Source organism: Bradyrhizobium guangdongense (genome assembly GCF_004114975.1).
GTDB lineage: Bacteria > Pseudomonadota > Alphaproteobacteria > Rhizobiales > Xanthobacteraceae > Bradyrhizobium > Bradyrhizobium guangdongense.
In genome coordinates this window covers 817,614-835,584 of sequence record NZ_CP030051.1, presented here as the reverse complement: position 1 = coordinate 835,584, position 17,971 = coordinate 817,614, and the positions used below count along the sequence as shown (strand labels likewise).

16 protein-coding genes are annotated in these 17,971 nt (G+C 63.9%); 9 read left to right on the top strand and 7 right to left on the bottom strand.

From position 1 onward, the window contains the following. Positions 1-38 precede the first annotated feature (38 nt). Complete coding sequence (locus X265_RS03935; protein ID WP_128963717.1) at positions 39-1,061, bottom strand: ABC transporter substrate-binding protein; 1,023 nt, start codon at positions 1,059-1,061, stop codon at positions 39-41. A gap of 140 nt (positions 1,062-1,201) precedes the next feature. Between X265_RS03935 and X265_RS03930 the strand changes: the two genes are divergently transcribed. From X265_RS03930 to X265_RS03920, 3 genes are all read left to right on the top strand, one after another. Continuing rightward, positions 1,202-2,008 (top strand): creatininase family protein, encoded by an 807-nt coding sequence (locus X265_RS03930; RefSeq protein ID WP_128963716.1) that lies wholly within the window; start codon positions 1,202-1,204, stop codon positions 2,006-2,008. Between the two features lie 139 nt (positions 2,009-2,147). After that, a complete protein-coding gene (locus tag X265_RS03925; protein ID WP_164938415.1) occupies positions 2,148-2,411 on the top strand; it encodes a hypothetical protein in 264 nt (87 codons plus the stop codon). Positions 2,412-2,851: 440 nt separating this feature from the next. After that, complete coding sequence (locus X265_RS03920) at positions 2,852-4,780, top strand: carbohydrate porin (protein ID WP_244659448.1); 1,929 nt, start codon at positions 2,852-2,854, stop codon at positions 4,778-4,780. Between the two features lie 242 nt (positions 4,781-5,022). On the opposite strand, the gene X265_RS03915 is transcribed toward X265_RS03920, so the two are convergent. Beyond that, positions 5,023-7,098: a methyl-accepting chemotaxis protein gene (locus tag X265_RS03915; RefSeq protein WP_128963713.1), complete on the bottom strand. Its 2,076-nt coding sequence runs from the start codon at positions 7,096-7,098 to the stop codon at positions 5,023-5,025. 246 nt (positions 7,099-7,344) lie between these two features. Here X265_RS03915 and X265_RS03910 point away from each other — a divergent pair, with 246 nt between their 5' ends. After that, positions 7,345-8,643 (top strand): hemolysin family protein, encoded by a 1,299-nt coding sequence (locus X265_RS03910; RefSeq protein ID WP_128963712.1) that lies wholly within the window; start codon positions 7,345-7,347, stop codon positions 8,641-8,643. A gap of 16 nt (positions 8,644-8,659) precedes the next feature. Here X265_RS03910 and X265_RS03905 read toward each other — a convergent pair whose 3' ends face one another. The 3 genes from X265_RS03905 to X265_RS03895 all read right to left on the bottom strand — a co-directional run bounded on the left by X265_RS03905 (position 8,660) and on the right by X265_RS03895 (position 11,761). Next, complete coding sequence (locus X265_RS03905) at positions 8,660-8,899, bottom strand: PilZ domain-containing protein (RefSeq protein WP_128963711.1); 240 nt, start codon at positions 8,897-8,899, stop codon at positions 8,660-8,662. Between the two features lie 78 nt (positions 8,900-8,977). After that, positions 8,978-10,675 (bottom strand): FMN-binding glutamate synthase family protein, encoded by a 1,698-nt coding sequence (locus X265_RS03900; protein ID WP_188637431.1) that lies wholly within the window; start codon positions 10,673-10,675, stop codon positions 8,978-8,980. A gap of 312 nt (positions 10,676-10,987) precedes the next feature. Continuing rightward, positions 10,988-11,761, bottom strand: coding sequence for a ferredoxin--NADP reductase (locus X265_RS03895; protein WP_128963710.1), 774 nt, complete (start codon positions 11,759-11,761; stop codon positions 10,988-10,990). Between X265_RS03895 and X265_RS40305 the strand changes: the two genes are divergently transcribed. Further along, entirely contained in the window at positions 11,760-11,912 is a 153-nt protein-coding gene (locus X265_RS40305; protein WP_164938414.1) for a hypothetical protein, read from the top strand. The genes X265_RS03895 and X265_RS40305 overlap by 2 nt on opposite strands. A gap of 197 nt (positions 11,913-12,109) precedes the next feature. After that, the gene (locus X265_RS03890) at positions 12,110-12,913 is read left to right on the top strand and encodes an ATP-grasp domain-containing protein (RefSeq protein WP_128963709.1); all 804 of its coding nucleotides are present in this window, start codon (positions 12,110-12,112) and stop codon (positions 12,911-12,913) included. A gap of 187 nt (positions 12,914-13,100) precedes the next feature. Here X265_RS03890 and X265_RS03885 read toward each other — a convergent pair whose 3' ends face one another. After that, positions 13,101-14,021: an amino acid ABC transporter substrate-binding protein gene (locus X265_RS03885; RefSeq protein ID WP_128963708.1), complete on the bottom strand. Its 921-nt coding sequence runs from the start codon at positions 14,019-14,021 to the stop codon at positions 13,101-13,103. Positions 14,022-14,033: 12 nt separating this feature from the next. Then, entirely contained in the window at positions 14,034-15,329 is a 1,296-nt protein-coding gene (locus X265_RS03880; protein ID WP_128963707.1) for a dicarboxylate/amino acid:cation symporter, read from the bottom strand. Between the two features lie 207 nt (positions 15,330-15,536). On the opposite strand from X265_RS03880, the gene X265_RS03875 reads away from it, so the two are divergent. The 3 genes from X265_RS03875 (at position 15,537) to X265_RS03865 (ending at position 17,886) form a co-directional block, all read left to right on the top strand. Then, positions 15,537-16,538: an NADP-dependent oxidoreductase gene (locus tag X265_RS03875; protein ID WP_128963706.1), complete on the top strand. Its 1,002-nt coding sequence runs from the start codon at positions 15,537-15,539 to the stop codon at positions 16,536-16,538. Between the two features lie 150 nt (positions 16,539-16,688). Then, positions 16,689-17,561: a cysteine rich repeat-containing protein gene (locus tag X265_RS41015; RefSeq protein ID WP_128963705.1), complete on the top strand. Its 873-nt coding sequence runs from the start codon at positions 16,689-16,691 to the stop codon at positions 17,559-17,561. 109 nt (positions 17,562-17,670) lie between these two features. After that, the gene (locus X265_RS03865) at positions 17,671-17,886 is read left to right on the top strand and encodes a hypothetical protein (RefSeq protein ID WP_128963704.1); all 216 of its coding nucleotides are present in this window, start codon (positions 17,671-17,673) and stop codon (positions 17,884-17,886) included. The last annotated feature ends 85 nt before the right edge of the window (positions 17,887-17,971 follow it).

Sequence of the window (17,971 nt, the reverse complement as noted above, 5' to 3'; positions counted from 1 at the left end):
AAGGGCGCGGCCTCAGCTCGGCTTGATCCCGGCATGCGTTACGGCTTGGCGGGGCGGAGCTCGACCCCGACGCCCTTGTTGACGAAACGCAGCGTGTAGGACTTGCGAAAATCGAGATCGCCCTTCACCACGCCGGCCTTCACCATCTTGTTGAAGAAGGAAGTATAGCGATCGTCGCTCATGGCGCCGATGCCGTTCTTCACGGAGTCGCCGGAATCGACGATGCCGTATTCCTTCATCTTGGCGACGGAGTAGGCGAGCAGTTCGTCGGTCATCTCCGGATTGAGCTGCTTGATCATGGCATTGCCGGCTGAATTGTCGCCGTAGATGTAATGGTACCAGCCGATCATGGAGGCATCGACGAAGCGCTGCACCAGGTCCGCCTTCTTCTCGACCAGCTCGCGACGGGTCTCGATCAGGGTCGAATAGGTGTTGAAGCCGGCATCGGCGAGCAGGATGACGTTGGGCTTGAAGCCTGCGGCCTTCTCGACTGCGAAGGGCTCTGACGTGACGTAGCCCTGCATCGCGCTCTTGGGATTAGCGATGAAGGGCTGCGGATTGAAATTATAGGGACGGACGTTCTTCTCGCTGAAGCCGTATTCGGATTTCAGCCACTGGAAATAGCTGGTCATGCCCTCCTTCGAGACGAACAGCGTCAGCGGCTTGAGATCCTCGAGTTTGGTCACCTTCGCATCCGGCTGCGTCAGCAGCACCTGCGGATCTTTCTGGAAGACCGCGGCGATGGTCACGACGGGGACGTTGTTGGCGACCGCGTCGAATGACATCAGCGTGTTGGCGGCCATGAAGAAGTCGATCTTGCCGGCGATCAGCAGCATCCGGTTGTTCTCGTTGGGACCGCCCGGAACGATGGTGACGTCGAGCCCGTACTTCTTGTAGGTGCCGTCGGCAACCGCCTGGAAGAAGCCGCCGTGCTCGGCCTCGGCGACCCAATTGGTACCGAATGTGACCTTGTCCAGCGTCTCGCTGTGTGCCGGCAGGATCGACAGGACCGTAGCGATCAAGCCCGCCGTTAACGCTCGCCGCCGATGAGAGGGGCTCATGAATGCACTCCGTCGATCGCTTCTAGCCGATGTGAAAACAACGCGATAAAACCTCAAGATATCAGGGGACGCCGGCCCAGCCGGGCCCGCGTCCCCTGATAACCCCAAATTACGTGACAAATTCGGGCAAAGAAACCTTGATGACGCCTTCCCGCGACTGGACCGAGATCCGCTGGGCCGACGCCGCACCAGCGGACGCCGCACGCTGGATCGCGGTGCTGCCGCTGGCGGCGACCGAGCAGCACGGCCCGCATCTGCCTAATGAGACCGACGTGCTGATCGCCGAGGCCTATCTTGCGCGCGTGCGGGAGATGCTGCCCGTATCCGTCCCGGCGACGTTCCTGCCCGTCGAACCCGTGGGCATCTCCACCGAGCATATCGACTATCCGGGCACGCAGACTCTGCCGACCGGCGTCGCGCTGAAGCGCTGGACGGGCATCGGCGATGAGATCGCGCAGCGCGGCGTGAGGAAGCTCGTCATCATCACCAGCCATGGCGGCAACAGCGCGGCGATGATGCTGGTGGCGCAGGATCTGCGCGCGCACCAAAACCTGTTCGTCGTGACGACGTCGTGGTCGCGGCTATCGGCTGCGGACAAATTGTTCCCATCAGACGAAGTACGCCACGGCATTCACGGCGGTGCCGTCGAGACCTCGATCATGCTGGCGCGCTATCCCGACCAGGTGCGCACGGATGCGATCGCGGATTTTCCCGCAAACAGCATCGCGATGGAGCGACGATATCGCTGGCTGTCGACGCAGCGGCCCGCGCCCTTCGCCTGGCAGGCGCAGGATCTCAACCCCAGCGGCGCCGTCGGCAACGCGACGCTCGCGGTCGCGGAAAAAGGCGAGCAACTCCTCGACCAGGGTGCGCGCGCCTTCTGCGAGTTGCTGGGCGAGGTCGATAACTTCGACGTGAACAGGCTCGCCAAGGGCCCCCTCGGCTAGGCTTTATCTTCCGGGAATTGTTCAGGGAATATCCAACCCCTCAGTCTCCCATAGGCGCTTTCGAACCTGGTGCGGCGAGCCTCCGTCCAACTGGGCACGCGGATCCCAACGTACCGCCTCAACCCGGATGGAGTTTCACATGTCGATCAAGGCCAAACTTGCCGCATTCGCTCTCGCGACCCTCGCCGTCACGGGCAGCATCGCCGCCACTACCTCGCAGGCCGAGGCGAAGCCGCTCGGCTGGGGCTGGGGTGTCGGTGCCGGCATCGCCACTGCAGCCGTGGTCGGCGCTGCGGTCGCCGCCAGCAACGACCCCTATTACTACGGCTATCACCGCTGTGGCTGGGTCGCCCAGTACAACGCCTTCGGCCAGTACATCGGCCGCGTTCGCACCTGCTACTGATTTGAGTTCTGAGGCCGATCTTACGTGGATCCCGCGTCCGACACGGGCGCCTCATCCACCCCGTGTCGTGCCCCGACCCGCCCGGCTGTCCCCCCGGGCGGGTCATCCATTTTGGCGCATTGGGAGTTTGTTGCAGTCCCGTCACAGAAGGATGCGAACCATCGTCTGCGACACAATGCAGTAATTGCTATTGCGAATGATTAGCAATAAGCTTCCCAACGAGGACAGGGACTTGGCAAGACCTCGGGTGCAATCGACTCAAAGCGAGATCATTTCGCCCGGTCGCCTGAATAGCCAAGACCTGATGACAGGATCGCCGCGAATTGGCAGGGATGTTGGAGCGATTGGGGGCGGTCGCTTCTGGGGGCGTGGTTTTGACGTTGAGAGTTCGCCGTTACAGGTATTTGCGGACCGCCGGGGTGATCACCTCGGGCGTGCTCATGCTGCCCGCTTCCGCCCGCGCCGCCGATTTGCCACTGAAGGCGCCGGCGCTGAAAGCCGTCTATGATTGGACAGGCCTCTATATCGGCGCGCATACCGGCGTAACCCGTGGCTCCTCGTCCGCAACGCTGACCGACCCCACCGTCGCGACCGACCGCAACGTCTTCACCGGCGCGACCGGCGGTGTCCAGGTTGGCTACAATTGGCGCCTTAACTCGGGCCTCCTGCTCGGCGTCGAAGGGGATATCTCCTTCCCGAACTACCTGCCGTCCAACCACGTCGTGTCGTCGGCGGCGACCGCGCTGTCGAGCGCCGAGGAGCGGTGGGACTATGTCGCGAGCCTGCGCGCGCGGCTCGGTTACGCCACCGGCAACTGGCTGCTCTATGCGACCGGTGGCGCAGCCTTTACCGGCGAACGCTTTCTCGCGACGCCGACAGGCGGCAACGAACAGAAGGTGTTGAACACGCGCTTCGGCTGGACCGCCGGCGGCGGCGTCGAATACGCCTTCGCGCCGCATTGGAGCGCGCGGCTCGAATATCTCTACAGCAAGTTCGAGAACGCGGCCGTCAGCTTCCCCTCGGGCGCGCAATATTCGTCGTCGATGGATTTCCAGAGCCTTAGGGTCGGCCTCAACCGCAAGATCGATTGGCCTGATGTGCCGACCACCAATCCGAAGTCGGATGTGACGGACACTGAGTCGAGCCGCTGGGAGATCCACGGCCAGTCGACGTTCCTGCCGCAGGGCCATCCGTCGTTCAACGCGCCCTATACCGGACCGAACAGCCTGACCACGTCGCCGGATTTGCAGGAGACCTGGAGCAACTCGCTCTATCTCAATGCGCGGCTGTGGGACGGCGGCGAGGTCTATTTCAATCCCGAACTGCTGCAGGGCTTTGGCTTCAACAACACGACGGGTGCTGCAGGCTTCCCCAACGGCGAAGCGCAGAAATCCGGCTTCCCCTATCCGCACTTCAATGCCTCGCGGCTGTTTGTGCGCCAGACGTTCGGCTTCGGCGGCGAGCAGGAGGAGCTTGCCAGCGGCCAGATGCAGCTCGCGAGCAAGGTTGACGTGTCGCGCCTGACCTTGCAGGTCGGCAAGTTCTCCGTGGTCGACGTCTTCGACGGCAATTCCTACGCGCACGACCCGCGCAAGGATTTCATGAACTGGTCGGTCTGGGCCTCCGGCGCCTTCGACTATGCCGCCGACAAGCTCGGCCTCGGCTATGGCGCGACCGCCGAACTGAACCAGAAGCAATGGGCGCTGCGCGCCGGCTATTTCCTGATGGATGCCACGTCCAACTCGAACAATTTTGACATGAATATCGGTCGCCGTGGCGAGTATGTCGCAGAGCTCGAGATGCGTTACTCGCTGTTCGGACAGCCCGGCAAGCTGCGCACGCTCGGCTTCGTCAACAGCGCCTATGCCGGCAGCTATCGCGAGACCCTGGACAACCCTGCCTTCGGCATCGACATCACCCAGACCCGCCGCGGCCGGCTCAAATACGGCTATGCCTTCAATCTCGAGCAGGCCGTCACCGACGACATCGGCCTGTTCGGCCGCTGGAGCTGGAACGACGGCCACAACGAGATCATGGCGTTCACCGACATCGATCGCAGCCTGTCCGGCGGCGTCTCGGTCAAGGGCACCAAATGGGGCCGTCCCGACGACGTCGTCGGTGTTGCGGGCGCCATCAACGCCTTGTCGCAAGATCATCGCGACTTCATCGCGGCCGGCGGGCTCGGCCCGCTGATCGGCGACGGTGCGCTCAACTACCGGCGGGAACGCGTGCTGGAGACTTATTACGCTTACGCGCTGAACAAGGCGCTGACCTTCACCGCCGACTATCAGTTCATCGTCAATCCCGCCTACAACGCCGACCGCGGGCCGGTGTCGGTGTTCTCAGGGCGCCTGCACGGCGAGTTCTGAGCGACGTTCGGGCGCGGCGAATCTGAATCGTGGTCGGCTTGCTTCACCTCTCCCCATCGGGGAGAGGTCGGATTGCGTCTGGCGATGCGGAGCATCGTCCAGTGCAATCCGGGTGAGCGGCCGCAGCATTGACTGAGACCGTAACCCCTCACCCGGATCGCATCTCACGATGCGATCCGACCTCTCCCTCCGGGAGAGGTGTTCTTCTCCTTGGCTCGCATCGAGCCAGCTTACTGTGCGACTTACGCCGCGCGGATCGCGTCCAGGAATTTGCCGACTTCGGCCTTGAGACGGGTGCTCTCGCCCGACAGCGATTTGGCCGAGGCCAGCACGTTGGCGGAAGCCGATCCGGTCTGGCTCGCGCCGCGCTGCACGTCGACGATGCTGGCGGAAACCTGCTGCGTGCCGCGCGCGGCCTGCTGCACGTTGCGGGAAATCTCCCGCGTGGCCGCGCCCTGCTCCTCGACCGCCGAGGCGATTGCGGCGGCGATCTCCGACATGCGCGTGATGGTATCGCCGATCGCCTTGATGGCGCCGACGGAATCCTCCGTCGCGCTCTGGATACCCGTGATCTGCTGGCTGATCTCGCCGGTCGCCTTGGCGGTCTGCTCGGCCAGCGCCTTGACCTCGGAGGCGACGACGGCAAAGCCGCGGCCGGCCTCGCCGGCGCGCGCAGCTTCGATCGTGGCGTTGAGGGCCAGAAGATTGGTCTGGCCCGCGATCTGGCTGATGAGCTCGACGACGTCCCCGATCCGCCCCGCGGCCTTGGCGAGCTCGCCGACATGATCGTTGGTCCGTCCGGCCTGCTGCACCGCTTCGCCGGCAATGCGCGCGGAATCCTGCACCTGCCGGCTGATCTCGTCGACCGAGGACGCCATCTCCTCCGCCGCCGCGGCAACAGTCTGCACGTTGGTGGACGCCTGTTCGGAGGCGGCCGCGACGGTCGCGGTGACCTTCTCCGATTGATCGGCGGCGCTCGTCAGCGTTCCCGCCGAGGCCTCCAGCTCCGACGAGGCCGACGAGACGGTGTTGATGACGTCGCCGATCATGGCCTCGAAATCGCGGGCGATCTGGTCCATGCGCTTGCTGCGCTTGAGCTTCGCCTCGGCTTCGATCGCAGCCGCCGCATCGGCGGACTTCTGGGCGAGGAGCGAGTCCTTGAAATGCTGCAACGAACCCGCGACCTGGCCGATCTCGTCGTCGCGGCCCGTCGCCGGAATCTCGACGTCATGCTGTCCGGCGGCAAGCGCACCGATCACATCCGCAAGCCTTGCCAGCGGCGTCACCACCCGGCGGCGCAGCATCATGGTCACGCCGCCGAGCGTGCCGAGCAGGGCCAGCACGGCAACACCCGCGAGGGCGAGCATCGCCAGCGCGCCATCGCGCGCGGCCGAGGCGCGCTCGGCCGCTTCCGCCAGCGCCGCGTCGCGCACGCCGTAGAACATCTGGATGGCGGGCACGATCACGATCGCCAGCTCATCGGCGGTGACGTCGTACTTGCCATCGGCGCGCGCAGCGGGCATCTCCTTGTCGACCACGGGCGCGGCTTTTCCGAAGTAGGACTCCGTCGCCGCCTTGAACGCCGTGGCAATGCGGGACGGATTGCCGAGCTGATCGATGCCGGCCTCGATGCGTTCGCGATCAGCCTCCACACGGCCTTGCATGCGGTCCATCAGCGAGAATTCGGCCGGCATGAGCGGACGACGTGCGCTCAGCGCCGGTGACAACGTCGCCGCGCGGCTGCCGGCAGAGACGCGGAGATCCTGCACCGTTCGCGCCAGGCTCAACAGCGCCGCCAGCGAGGAATCGGCATTGACGACCCTCCCCTCCAGCCGGTTCATGATCGGCTCGATGTCGGCGATGACCTCGGCCACGCCGGGCAGGAAGCCCTTGATCACAGCGGTATCGCGCGTCGCGAGAGGAACGCTCATCGCGCGATCCGCAGCCGTGGTGATGTCCTTCAGCCGCCGCGCGGCACGGTCGAGATTTTCGGCCATCGCTCCGCCGTCATCCAGCACCATGAGGACGCGCCTTGCGCTCTCGAACGAGGCTTCGGCCGCTTTCGCGGCCTTCGTCGCAGCATCGGTCTGAGCCTGCGTCGCAACTCCCTCCTGAAAGATCGGAGAGATGTAGGGCGCGCGAAGGCCGGCGACCTGCTGGCTGACCATCAGGATGGCGCCGAACGCATCGACCCGCTTGATCGCGTCGGAGCGGCCGGTGAAGATACGCGCCTGCGGTATCAGCGCCTCGGCGCCGAGGACGACTGCAAAAACCGTCACCGTCAGCATCGACAGTGCAAAGAGCTTCCCGATCCGCATCCTCAGGTCCCCGAATAGACTTGTACAAATTGTGGGAAAACCTAACTGGCGGCCACTAAGAGCCCGTTAAGCAACAATCCGTAGTTCCGCGGAGTGTCAGGTCGTCGCGGGGCCGGCCGGACGCTGGCATCGTTGAGGTTCCGTCGCGGTGGCGAATGCGACAGGATTCCCGGCATTTCCTCGCAGAATACCTATATCAATGCGTGTGCTGCGATCCGCAGCCACACTCGCTTACCTTGGAAATCCATGCTCTCCGTCGAACTGATCATCGTCGTCGTCCTGATCGTCATCAACGGCCTGTTGTCCATGTCCGAGCTGGCCGTGGTCTCGTCGCGTCCGGCGCGGCTGTCGCTGCTTGCCGCCAAGGGCGTGCGCGGCGCCGAGCGCGCGCTGACATTGGCCGCGGATCCCGGCAAATTCCTCTCGACGGTGCAGATCGGCATCACGCTGGTCGGCGTGCTCTCGGGCGCATTCTCCGGCGCCACACTGGGGCAGCGGCTGACGCAATGGCTGGCCGAGCTCGGCCTGTCCGCCGGCATTGCCGACATCGTCGGCGTCGGCATCGTCGTCACCATCATCACCTATGCGACCCTGATCGTCGGCGAGCTGGTGCCGAAACAGGTGGCGCTGCGCGACCCTGAGAGCATTGCGGTCAAGGTCGCGCCCGCGATGCATGTGCTGGCGCGGGTTTCGTTGCCGCTGGTGTTTCTGCTCGACGTCTCCGGCAAGCTGATCCTCACGTTGCTCGGTCGTGGCGGCAGAGCCGAGGACAAAGTGTCGGAGGACGAGATCCATCATCTGGTCAACGAGGCCGAGAGCGCCGGCGTCCTCGAGCCCGGTGAGAAGGAGATGATCGCCGGCGTGATGCGGCTCGGTGACCGCCCGGTCGGCGCCGTGATGACGCCGCGCACCGATGTCGACGAGGTCGATTTGAACGACGACCGGGAAGCGATCCAGGCGCTGATCGCGAAGAGCCCGCATTCGCGCTTTCCGGTTTGCGACGGCGATCGCGACAAGCCGATCGGCGTACTGCAGGCCAAGGATCTACTCGTCGCCTATATGCGCGAGCGCACGCCCGATTTGCGCGCGCTGGTGCGCGAGGCGCCGATCATCCCCGCCTCCGCGGATGCGCGCGACGTGCTCGCGATCCTGAAGGCAGCGCCGGTGCATATCGGCCTCGTCCATGACGAATATGGCGGCTTCGAGGGCGTGGTGACGGCCGCCGATATCCTGGAGTCGATCGTCGGCGCCTTCCATTCCGAGGAAGGCCCGCCGGAGCCGGCCTATGTGAAGCGCGCGGACGACTCTCTGCTCGTCTCCGGCTGGATGCCGGTCGACGAGTTCGGCGAATTGCTCGGCATCGAGCTGCCGCCGCATCACCGCTACAACACGGTGGCGGGCCTCGTGCTGCAGCAGTTCAACGCGCTGCCCGATGTCGGCGACGCCTTCGACTTCGGCGGCTGGCATATCGAGGTGATCGATCTCGACGGCCGCAGGATCGACAAGATTTTGGCGACCCGGCTGGGGGAGGTCGAGACGGGATGAGCGAGCCCAGCCCCGTTTAGCCGAACCGGACCCCGATCCGCTTCTCTTTGCGCCACACCACCGTGCAGGCAAGATGCGCCCCGTCGGCTTTGATGGCGAGGGTGAATTGCTCGGGAATCCCGACCGGACTGGTAACGTCGAGCGCCGCGCCGGTGTCGGAGAAATTGCGGACCGTGCAATCGATCGCGCCGCCGCCGAACTCGATGGTTCCGGCTTTCAGTACGCGATGCCTGGGTTTGTTGCGCCGCTCGTCCATGGGCGTAATCTACACCCAAAGTTGAACTAAACCTTAAGCGCCAACCCCGCTCGCGATGAATTTATGCAACACGGGCATTCATAGCGCCGGCTGGAACGTCTCCGCCCGCGCCATCCGCCAGGCGTCGCGAAACCGCGGGTCCTCGGTGCCTTCAAGCAGCTCGCCCGGGCGTAGCGCCGGATAGAGCTGGGCAAAGGATTTTACGTCGGTCGTCGAGGTGCGCTGGGTGAAGTGGATCGGGCGCAGCTCCTGAGGATGCTCCAGGCCCGCCGCGGCGATCAACTCGGTCAGCGAGTGCAGCGTGGCGTGGTGATAGTTGTGCACCCTGTCGATCTTGAGCGGCACGTAGAGCGCGCGTGCCCGGGTCGGGTCCTGCGTCGCGACCCCGGTCGGACAGCGGTCGGTATGGCAACTCAGCGACTGGATGCAGCCGAGCGAGAACATGAATCCGCGCGCTGAATTGCAGTAGTCGGCGCCGATCGCCATTGCACGGGCCATGTCGAAGGCGGTCGCGATCTTGCCGGAGGCACCGATCTTGATGCGGCCACGCGCGTTGATGCCGACCAGCGCGTTGTGGACGAAATTGACGCCCTCGCGCATCGGCATGCCCAGATGATCCATGAACTCCAGCGGTGCGGCACCGGTACCCCCCTCGTTGCCGTCGACGACGATGAAGTCGGGATAGATGCCGGTCTGAAGCATCGCCTTGCAGATCGCCAGAAACTCCCATGGATGGCCGATGCAGAGCTTGAAGCCGGCCGGCTTGCCGCCGGAGAGCTTTCGCATTTCCGCGATGAACTGCATCATGCCAACAGGCGTGGAGAAGGCGCGGTGCGAGGCCGGCGAGATGCAATCCTCGCCCATCGAGACGCCCCGGATCTTGGAGATCTCCTCGGAAACTTTCGCCGCCGGCAGCACGCCGCCATGGCCGGGCTTCGCGCCCTGGCTGATCTTGAGCTCGACCATCTTGATCTGGTCCTGGCTCGCAACGCGCGCGAATGCCTCAGGATCGAACGTGCCATCGAGATGGCGGCAGCCGAAATAGCCGGAGCCGATCTCCCAGATGATGTCGCCGCCCATCTCGGCGTGATAGGGGCTGAAGCCGCCCTCGCCCGTGTCATGGGCGAAGCCGCCCTTTTTCGCACCGGCATTGAGCGCGCGCACCGCGTTCGGGCTGAGCGCGCCAAAACTCATCGCCGAGATATTGAACACCGAGGCCGAATAGGGTTTTTCGCAGTCCGGCCCGCCGATGGTGACGCGAAACTTCTCCTCGGCATGCGCCTTGGGCGACACCGAGTGATGCATCCACTCGTAGCCCTCGCGATAGACGTCCTCCTGGGTGCCGAACGGACGCTTGTCGAGCTGCATCTTGGCGCGCTGATAGACCACCGCGCGGGTGTCGCGCGAGAACGGCATGCCGTCCTTCTCGCTCTCGAAGAAATACTGCCGCATCTCCGGACGGATCTCTTCGAGCAGGAAGCGGATATGCGCCAATATCGGGTAGTTGCGCAGCACCGCATGGCTCTTCTGCATGAGATCGCGGACGCCGAGCAGCGTCAGGGCGCCGAAGATCAGGATCGGGACCAGCAGGATGTCGAAGATCTTGCGGTCGGCGATGCCGATGCCGACCAGCAGCGCAGTGACGACCGCGCAGATCGTCAGGACGATGAAGCGCGGCGAGAAGGGAAGCAGCAGGATTTCGGCAATCCCCTCTTCCGCGAGCGGCAGCCGTTTTGGAGATTCCTGCGTCTTGTTGTCGTCGGCCACGATTGCCATCCTCTCGCCAGCACAGGCGGTACGATACGCCTGCGCCTGTCATACGGATATGACGCGGTCCTTGTTTCAGGCTAGCGAATTCGGCGGCCGCAGATCAATCCGCCGAGAGGATAGGGCTGCTGCAGTGCAGCAGGGGCGGTAGGAGGTTAGCTTGCAAGCGGCGGCAAGCTGAGCAGCCGTGTCCCGGGCAAGCGTCGGCGCAGACCCGGGGACCCAGAATGCAACACCGTACGGAAAGTTAGATGGGCCCCGGCTCTGCAGCGCACCGCCGAAAAGGCGCAGCGCTGCGTCCGGGGCACGAGCGCGTGGCGCTTACCGCTCGACGAAGGCCTTCTCGATCACGAAATGGCCGGGCTTGTTGCCCGAGCCCTCGACGAAGTCACGGCTCTCGAACATCACCTTGAGCTCTTCGAGCATCGCCGGGCTGCCGCACATCATGATGCGGTCGGTTGCGATGTCGAGCGGGCCTTGGCCGATGTCGTTGAAGATCTGCTCGGAGTTGATGAGGTCGGTGATGCGGCCGCGGTTCTTGAACGGCTCGCGGGTCACGGTCGGATAGTACACCAGCTTGTCAGCAAGCAGCTCGCCGAACAGCTCGTCCTCGCGCAGATTCGCGACCAGCTTCTCGCCATAGGCGAGCTCGGAGACCTGGCGGCAGCCGTGCACCAGAACGATGCTCTCGAACTGGTCGTAAACCTCGGGGTCCTTGATCAGGCTCGCAAAGGGCGCAAGGCCGGTGCCGGTGGACAGTAGCATCAGCCGCTTGCCGGGAAGCAGATTGTCGGTGATCAGCGTACCGGTCGCCTTGCGGCCGACCAGAATGGTGTCGCCTTCCTTGATCTTCTGCAAACGCGAGGTGAGCGGGCCGTCCTGAACCTTGATCGAGAAGAACTCGAGCTCTTCCTCGTGGTTGGCGCTCGCCATGCTGTAGGCACGCAGCAACGGACGGCCGTCGACCTCGAGGCCAATCATGGCGAACTGGCCGTTCTGGAAGCGGAAGCCGGTATCGCGCGTGGCGCGGAAGCTGAACAACGTGTCCGTCCAATGCTGGACGGAAAGGACCTTCTCTCGGTAAAACGCGCTCATGATTTTCGATATTCCGAATGTCTGCGGTTTTAGGGCAAAAACTTGCCCGGCCCAGAAAACGGGGGCGGACACCATTGCCGTGGCGGAGGATTTCGCGTGTGTGATCTACGCCATTGAGACCAATAATCAACCTGAAACGGCATGCAATTGACGCCGATCAAAGGCGCATTTCGGCTTGAAATCACTAAAGAATTAACGTTTTTCTCTTCCATGCCGCATTGCGGCAATTTCTTTGCTCAAATCGCTGATGGAACAGCACTTAATTTCCGTCGGCCCTCGCGAAAAAGTCATTAAGGATGTCGCAAGGCCGCGACACGTTCGTCGGCGATCCGGCAAAATGGTTCGACAATGCCCCCGCGTGAACGGATCTTCGTAACGGCGATACGGCACTATTGTGCACGTCATGACATCTCGGTGGACGTGCGCGCCGGCAGCTGGCTGATAAGGATGCGCAGGAGGGAGATCAGCCGCTTCGCCTTCGGCTACGACATCGGGCTGAACAGTGCGATCGCGCACCGGCTCGCCAACGACAAGTCGGCAACCGCGGAGGTGCTGGAGATGGCGGGCGTGCCCTGCATTCCCCACCATCTCTTCCTCAACCCGAAACTTGGGGCGCACGTCGCCGGGCCCGCTGGGCGAGAGGCGATGCACGCCCTGCTTGGTGACAATCCGCAAGGCGTGGTGGTGAAACCCAATGAGGGAACGTCGGGCCGCTCCGTGTTCAAGGTGACGACCGGGTCGGAGCTCGATCACGCGACCGGGGAGGCCTTCTCGATGAGTACCGGGCTCGTGATCTCGCCTTATGTCGCGATCCAGGACGAGATCCGGGTGATCCTGCTCGATGACGTCCCTCGCATCGTCTACAGCAAGCAGCGCGGCTCGGATTGGCGGCACAATCTCGAGACCGGCGCAAAGCCGCTGCTGCTGGAGGATGGCGAGGATCGCGCAGCCTGCGTGAAGCTCGCGGTCGACGCCGCGAGCGCCATCGGCATCACCTTCGCGTCGATCGACGTGGTCCGCGTCGAGGGTGTTTGGAAAGTGCTGGAAATCAATTCCGGCGTGATGATGGAGACGCTGGGCAAGCTGCATCCGGAGCTGGTGCAGGCGACGTATGATGCCGCGCTGGACCGGGTGTTCGGCAAACCGGCCTAGCGAAGAGCGGTCTGCATTGCTGTGCCCCCGCCGCTCGGGGGAGAGGGCAGCTCAGTTGGTCGACACAGGCTCACTCGGGTGAGGGATTCTCTCAGCGAACTCAACCGCAAGAGATTTGCTCGGAGATAGAACCCCTCATCCGGCGCTTCGCGCCACCTTCTCCCACAAGGGGAGAAGGAAGTAAGAGCTAGTTGTTCGCGCTCGCGGAATCGTCCATCGCCTTGAAGGCTTCTTCCAGTTGCAGCGAGATCGGCACGTTCATCCGCTCGCCGGTCGGCATCCGCGCCATGAACCATTTGTTGTAGAGCGGCACGAAATCGTGGTTGGAGCCGAGCTTGCGGAAGGCGCGTTCGACCACGGCGGAGAGTTGCGGCTCGCCCTTGCGGAACATGATGCCGTAGGGGTCGTAGGACAGATAATCGCCGGTGACGCGAAACTTGTCCTGCGCCTTGTGGCGGACGATCAGGCCCGAGAGCAGGATGTCATCGGTCGCGAACGCATCGGCCTTGCCGTCGACCAGCATCTGGTACGACTGCTCGTGATCCGCGCCGACGACGATGGTCAGTCCGAGCGAGAACTTCTGGTCGGCGGCCCGGATCGCCTGCTCGTTGGTGGTGCCCTTCGTCACCACGATGGTCTTGCCCTTCAGATCGCTCAGCTGCTGGACGCTGGAGGCCTTCGGCACCATCAGCTTGGTGCCGGCGACGAACATCAGCGGCGAGAAGGCGACGCGCTTGCCACGCTCGGAGTTGGCCGTGGTCGAGCCGCACTCCAGATCGATCTTGTTCTGGAGCAGCGCGTCGATACGGTCGTCCGAGGTGACCTTGACATAATCGATTCTGAGATTGGGATCGTCGACCTCGGCGCCAATCTCCTCGACGATCGCCTCGCAGAGTTCGAGGCTGTAACCGATCGGCCTGTTCGCCTGATCGAGGAAGGAGAACGGCGGCGAGCTTTCGCGGTAGCCGAGCCGCACGGTGTGCGCGTTCTTGATGGCTGACAGCGTCGGGCTAAGCGCCTCGTTGCCGCCGGTCTGGGCCAAAGCGTCCGTCGCCAGCAGGCACGCTGCCAGCAACAGGCCGCTCGAAATCGCCGTCAAAGGGCGCATGACGCACTCCCGTCAATGGCCGGCCATCGCGGGCACTTCGCCCGGCACCATGTCGCCGGGCACGACATCACTCGCTCCCATCGCATGCTCGGGCCCGAGCTCGCCCTCCCACTTCGCTACCACCGAGGTCGCCAGCGTGTTGCCGATCACATTGGTGGCGCTGCGGCCCATGTCGAGGAACGTATCGATGCCCATGATCATGAGCAGGCCCGCCTCGGGGATGTTGAACTGCGCCAGCGTCGAGGCGATCACGACGAGGGAGGCGCGCGGCACGCCGGCGACGCCCTTCGAGGTGATCATCAAGGTCGCGAGCAGCGCCAGCTGCGTGCCGAGCGGCATGTCGATGTGGTAGCTCTGCGCGATGAAGATACTGGCGAACGTGCAGTACATCATCGTGCCGTCGAGATTGAAGGAATAGCCGAGCGGCAGCACGAAGCTCGAGATCCGCGATGAGGCTCCGAAGCGGTTGAGCCCTTCCAGCGTCTTCGGGTAAGCCGCTTCCGAGCTCGCGGTGGAGAATGCGATCATCAGCGGCTCACGGATCAACCGCAGCAGATGGCTGTAACGCGGCCCGATCACGATGAAGCCGACGATCACCAGGATGCCCCAGAGGAGGAACAGCGAGAGATAGAAGCCGCCCATGAACACGACGAGCTTCCAGAGCACCAGCAGGCCGTTCTTGGCCACGGTCGCGGTGATGGCGGCCCACACCGCGAGAGGCGCGAACAGCATCACATAGCTGGTCACCTTCAGCATGATGTGGCTGATATCGTCGATCAGGGCCAGGATCGGCTTGGAGCGCTCGGGCAATGCACCCATCGCCACCGAGAAGAACACGGCGAAGATCACGATCTGCAGGATCTCGTTCTGCGCCATCGCGTCCGCAATCGAGGTCGGGATAAGATGGGTCAGGAATTTCTCGATCGAGAAGGCGGAGACCGGCAGCCCGGTCGATTGCCCCGCCGCAGGCAGCGTGCCCGGGAAGTTCGCGCCGGGCTGCAGCAGATTGACCATGATCAGGCCCAGCATCAGCGACACGAAGGAGGCGCTGATGAACCAGCCCATGGTCTTGGCGAAGATGCGGCCAAGCTTGGCACCCGAGCCCATATGCGCGATGCCGCCGACCAGGGTGGCGAACACCAGCGGCGCGATGATCATCTTGATCAGGCGGAGGAACATCATGGCGATCAGGTTGATGGCGGAGGCCCACTCGGCGCGGGTATCGGGCAGGAAATTGTAGATCGCCGAGCCCATGATGATGCCGAGCACCATCGCGCCTAGAATGTATTGCGTGAACCTGTTCGACATCGCTTACCCCCACGTACACCGGCGCTTCATGATGTCGCAGATGTCAGAGCGACGCAACACGCTTTGCGTGTGGCGGCGTTGGCCGGATGTTCCCGTTGTGCCGGGGAACGCGGCGATCTAGCCTTCGTGCAACGCACAACGATGCAGTCTGCACGCTTTCTTTGCGTCACCTGCATCAATAATCGCCAGGCAATGAGGGGAAACGCCATGACCACCGACGTCAATCGTCAAATTCTTCTGGTGGAAAAACCCAGCGGCAAGCTCGGGCCCGAGCATTTCAAGATGGTGGAGAGCGCAGTGCCGGAGCCGAAGGACGGCGAAGCCCTGCTGCGCGTATGCTACATCTCGCTCGATGCCGCCAACCGCGCCTGGATGCACGGGGCAACCTATCGCTCGGCCGTCGAGGCCAACAGCGTGATGGCTGGCGGTGCCATCGCCGAGGTGATCAGCTCCAAGGCCGAGGGGCTTGTGCCCGGCGACCTCGTGTTCGGTGACACCGGCTGGCAGGAATATGCCGCGGTGCCGGCAAAACATTTGACGAAGATGCCGAAGCTCGAGCCGATGACGCATCTGCTCAGCGTGTTCGGCATCGCCGGCCTCACGGCCTATTTCGGCCTGCTCGAGATTGGCAAGCCGAAGGAGGGCGAGACGGTCGTGGTCTCGGCGGCCGCGGGCTCGGTCGGCTCGATCGTTGGGCAGATCGCCAAGATCAAGGGATGTCGCGTCATCGGCATCGCCGGCGGCGCGGACAAATGCAACTGGCTGACCTCCGAACTCGGCTTCGATGCGGCCGTCGACTACAAGGACGGCGCGGTGTTCAAGGCGTTGCGCGCCGCGGCTCCGAAAGGCATCGACGTCTATTTCGACAATGTCGGCGGCGACATCCTCGAAGCCTGTCTTCCGCAGATGAATAATTACGGCCGCATCGCCTGTTGCGGCGCGATCTCGCAATATGACGGCACGCCGTCGGCGCACGGTCCGCGCGGCGTGCCCGGCCTGATCGTGGTGAAGCGGCTCGTGATGCAGGGCTTCATCGTGATGGACTACATGAAGGACAGTCAGCGCGCACTCGCCGATCTCCAGGCCTGGGTGAAGTCCGGCAAGCTGAAGGTGCAGGAAGACATTATCGATGGCCTTCAGAACACGCCGAAGGCACTGATCGGATTGCTCGCCGGCGAGAACCGCGGCAAGCGCATGGTCAGGCTCTGACGATCTGGTTACGTCGTAATTCTGCGCGTATGATCTATTTGCGGTGGTGGCGAAAGCGACCAAGGATGTCGTGTGCGGCATCGCCCGCGAGATTGCTTGCATCCCTTTTAATAATGCGTCGGCGTTCCCGACAGGGCAGGATTCATTCAAATGTTCAACATGTTGAAACATGCATCAAGGCGTCACGCGTTGCTCGCCGCAGCACTCTTCGCAACTGCAACAAGCGCAGTCGCGCAAGCGCCGACCGAGGCTCAGAAGAGCGCCATCCGCTCCGCATGCCGCTCGGACTTCATGGCGCATTGCGCCAGCGTGACGCCCGGCGGGGTCGAAGCGTATCAGTGCTTGCAGAGCCACATGTCGAGCCTGTCAGCGGGGTGCCAGAGTGCGGTCCGCGCCGTCGAGCCGGCCGCAGCACCGAAGACCGAAGCGGCGCCGGCCAAACCCGAACCTGCCAAATCTGAACCGGTCAAGTCTGAACCGCCGAAGCCTGAACCTCCCAAATCAGAACCCGCAAAAACTGAAGCGGCGCCCGCGGCCGCTCCCGCGGCGAAGCCGGCCGCCAGCGCCGCTCCGAAAGCCGCCGCAGCCAAGCCGAGCAGCGCAGAGGTTGCCGCGGTCAAGAGCGCCTGCCGCGCAGATTATCCCAAGGTGTGCGCCAGCGTGCCGCCGGGCGGCGCGCCCGCGCTCGAGTGCCTGGAGAAGAACAAAGCCAAGGTCTCGCCGGCTTGCGAGAAGGCCCTGACGGCTGCGGCGGGTGGCGGGGCGGCGGCCGCAGCACCAGCAGCGGCGGCTGCACCGGCCGCAGGAGCGGCTCCGGCGGCCGCGCCTGCCGTGATCGTTCTCCGCCCGCTGCGGCCGCGCGAAGAGCTGTTCATCGTGCGCTCCGCCTGCAGCGCCGATATCCGCTCGCTCTGCGCCGGAGTCGCTCCAGGCGGTGGCCGCATCGTGCAGTGCATCGCCAGCAACGCAGCGGCGCTGTCGCCCGCTTGCAAGGATGTGCTGGCGCCGTTTGCTGCGCGATGACGCGTCCAACGCAAGTGTGAACGGCGCGCGCAAATGAATTTTCGCGCGCCTGCCGCGACCAACCTTTTGCGACGTCCGATTTCAATCACGTCAAGACCGGGAGGACACTATGCGTTCATTGCTGCTGGTTGCTTCTGCGCTTATCGCGTTCGGGGTATCCCTGACGTTCGAGTCCTCCGATGCCCATGCGGTGGTGTGTACCCGCGGCGTCTATCGCGCCGGTTGCGCCGGGCCGAACGGCGCCGTCGTGGTCCGCCACCCCGTGCCGGTCGTCCGCTGCACGCGGGTGCTGGTGAACGGCGTCTACGTGAAGCGCTGCGTTTGACGCGCGAGTGGTCAAGCCGGCGTGGTTTGGCTATGATTCCCACCTGACGGTTTCGGACACGTGGAAAGCCGGTGTCCGCGGCTGT

Bases quoted from the DNA above. Each gene is read 5' to 3' on its own strand.
- X265_RS03935 (WP_128963717.1), bottom strand. From the start codon at position 1,061: ATGAGCCCCTCTCATCGGCGGCGAGCGTTAACGGCGGGCTTGATCGCT.
- X265_RS03930 (WP_128963716.1), top strand. From the start codon at position 1,202: ATGACGCCTTCCCGCGACTGGACCGAGATCCGCTGGGCCGACGCCGCA.
- X265_RS03925 (WP_164938415.1), top strand. From the start codon at position 2,148: ATGTCGATCAAGGCCAAACTTGCCGCATTCGCTCTCGCGACCCTCGCC.
- X265_RS03920 (WP_244659448.1), top strand. From the start codon at position 2,852: ATGCTGCCCGCTTCCGCCCGCGCCGCCGATTTGCCACTGAAGGCGCCG.
- X265_RS03915 (WP_128963713.1), bottom strand. From the start codon at position 7,098: ATGCGGATCGGGAAGCTCTTTGCACTGTCGATGCTGACGGTGACGGTT.
- X265_RS03910 (WP_128963712.1), top strand. From the start codon at position 7,345: ATGCTCTCCGTCGAACTGATCATCGTCGTCGTCCTGATCGTCATCAAC.
- X265_RS03905 (WP_128963711.1), bottom strand. From the start codon at position 8,899: ATGGACGAGCGGCGCAACAAACCCAGGCATCGCGTACTGAAAGCCGGA.
- X265_RS03900 (WP_188637431.1), bottom strand. From the start codon at position 10,675: ATGGCAATCGTGGCCGACGACAACAAGACGCAGGAATCTCCAAAACGG.
- X265_RS40305 (WP_164938414.1), top strand. From the start codon at position 11,760: ATGATTTTCGATATTCCGAATGTCTGCGGTTTTAGGGCAAAAACTTGC.
- X265_RS03895 (WP_128963710.1), bottom strand. From the start codon at position 11,761: ATGAGCGCGTTTTACCGAGAGAAGGTCCTTTCCGTCCAGCATTGGACG.
- X265_RS03890 (WP_128963709.1), top strand. From the start codon at position 12,110: ATGCCCCCGCGTGAACGGATCTTCGTAACGGCGATACGGCACTATTGT.
- X265_RS03885 (WP_128963708.1), bottom strand. From the start codon at position 14,021: ATGCGCCCTTTGACGGCGATTTCGAGCGGCCTGTTGCTGGCAGCGTGC.
- X265_RS03880 (WP_128963707.1), bottom strand. From the start codon at position 15,329: ATGTCGAACAGGTTCACGCAATACATTCTAGGCGCGATGGTGCTCGGC.
- X265_RS03875 (WP_128963706.1), top strand. From the start codon at position 15,537: ATGACCACCGACGTCAATCGTCAAATTCTTCTGGTGGAAAAACCCAGC.
- X265_RS41015 (WP_128963705.1), top strand. From the start codon at position 16,689: ATGTTCAACATGTTGAAACATGCATCAAGGCGTCACGCGTTGCTCGCC.
- X265_RS03865 (WP_128963704.1), top strand. From the start codon at position 17,671: ATGCGTTCATTGCTGCTGGTTGCTTCTGCGCTTATCGCGTTCGGGGTA.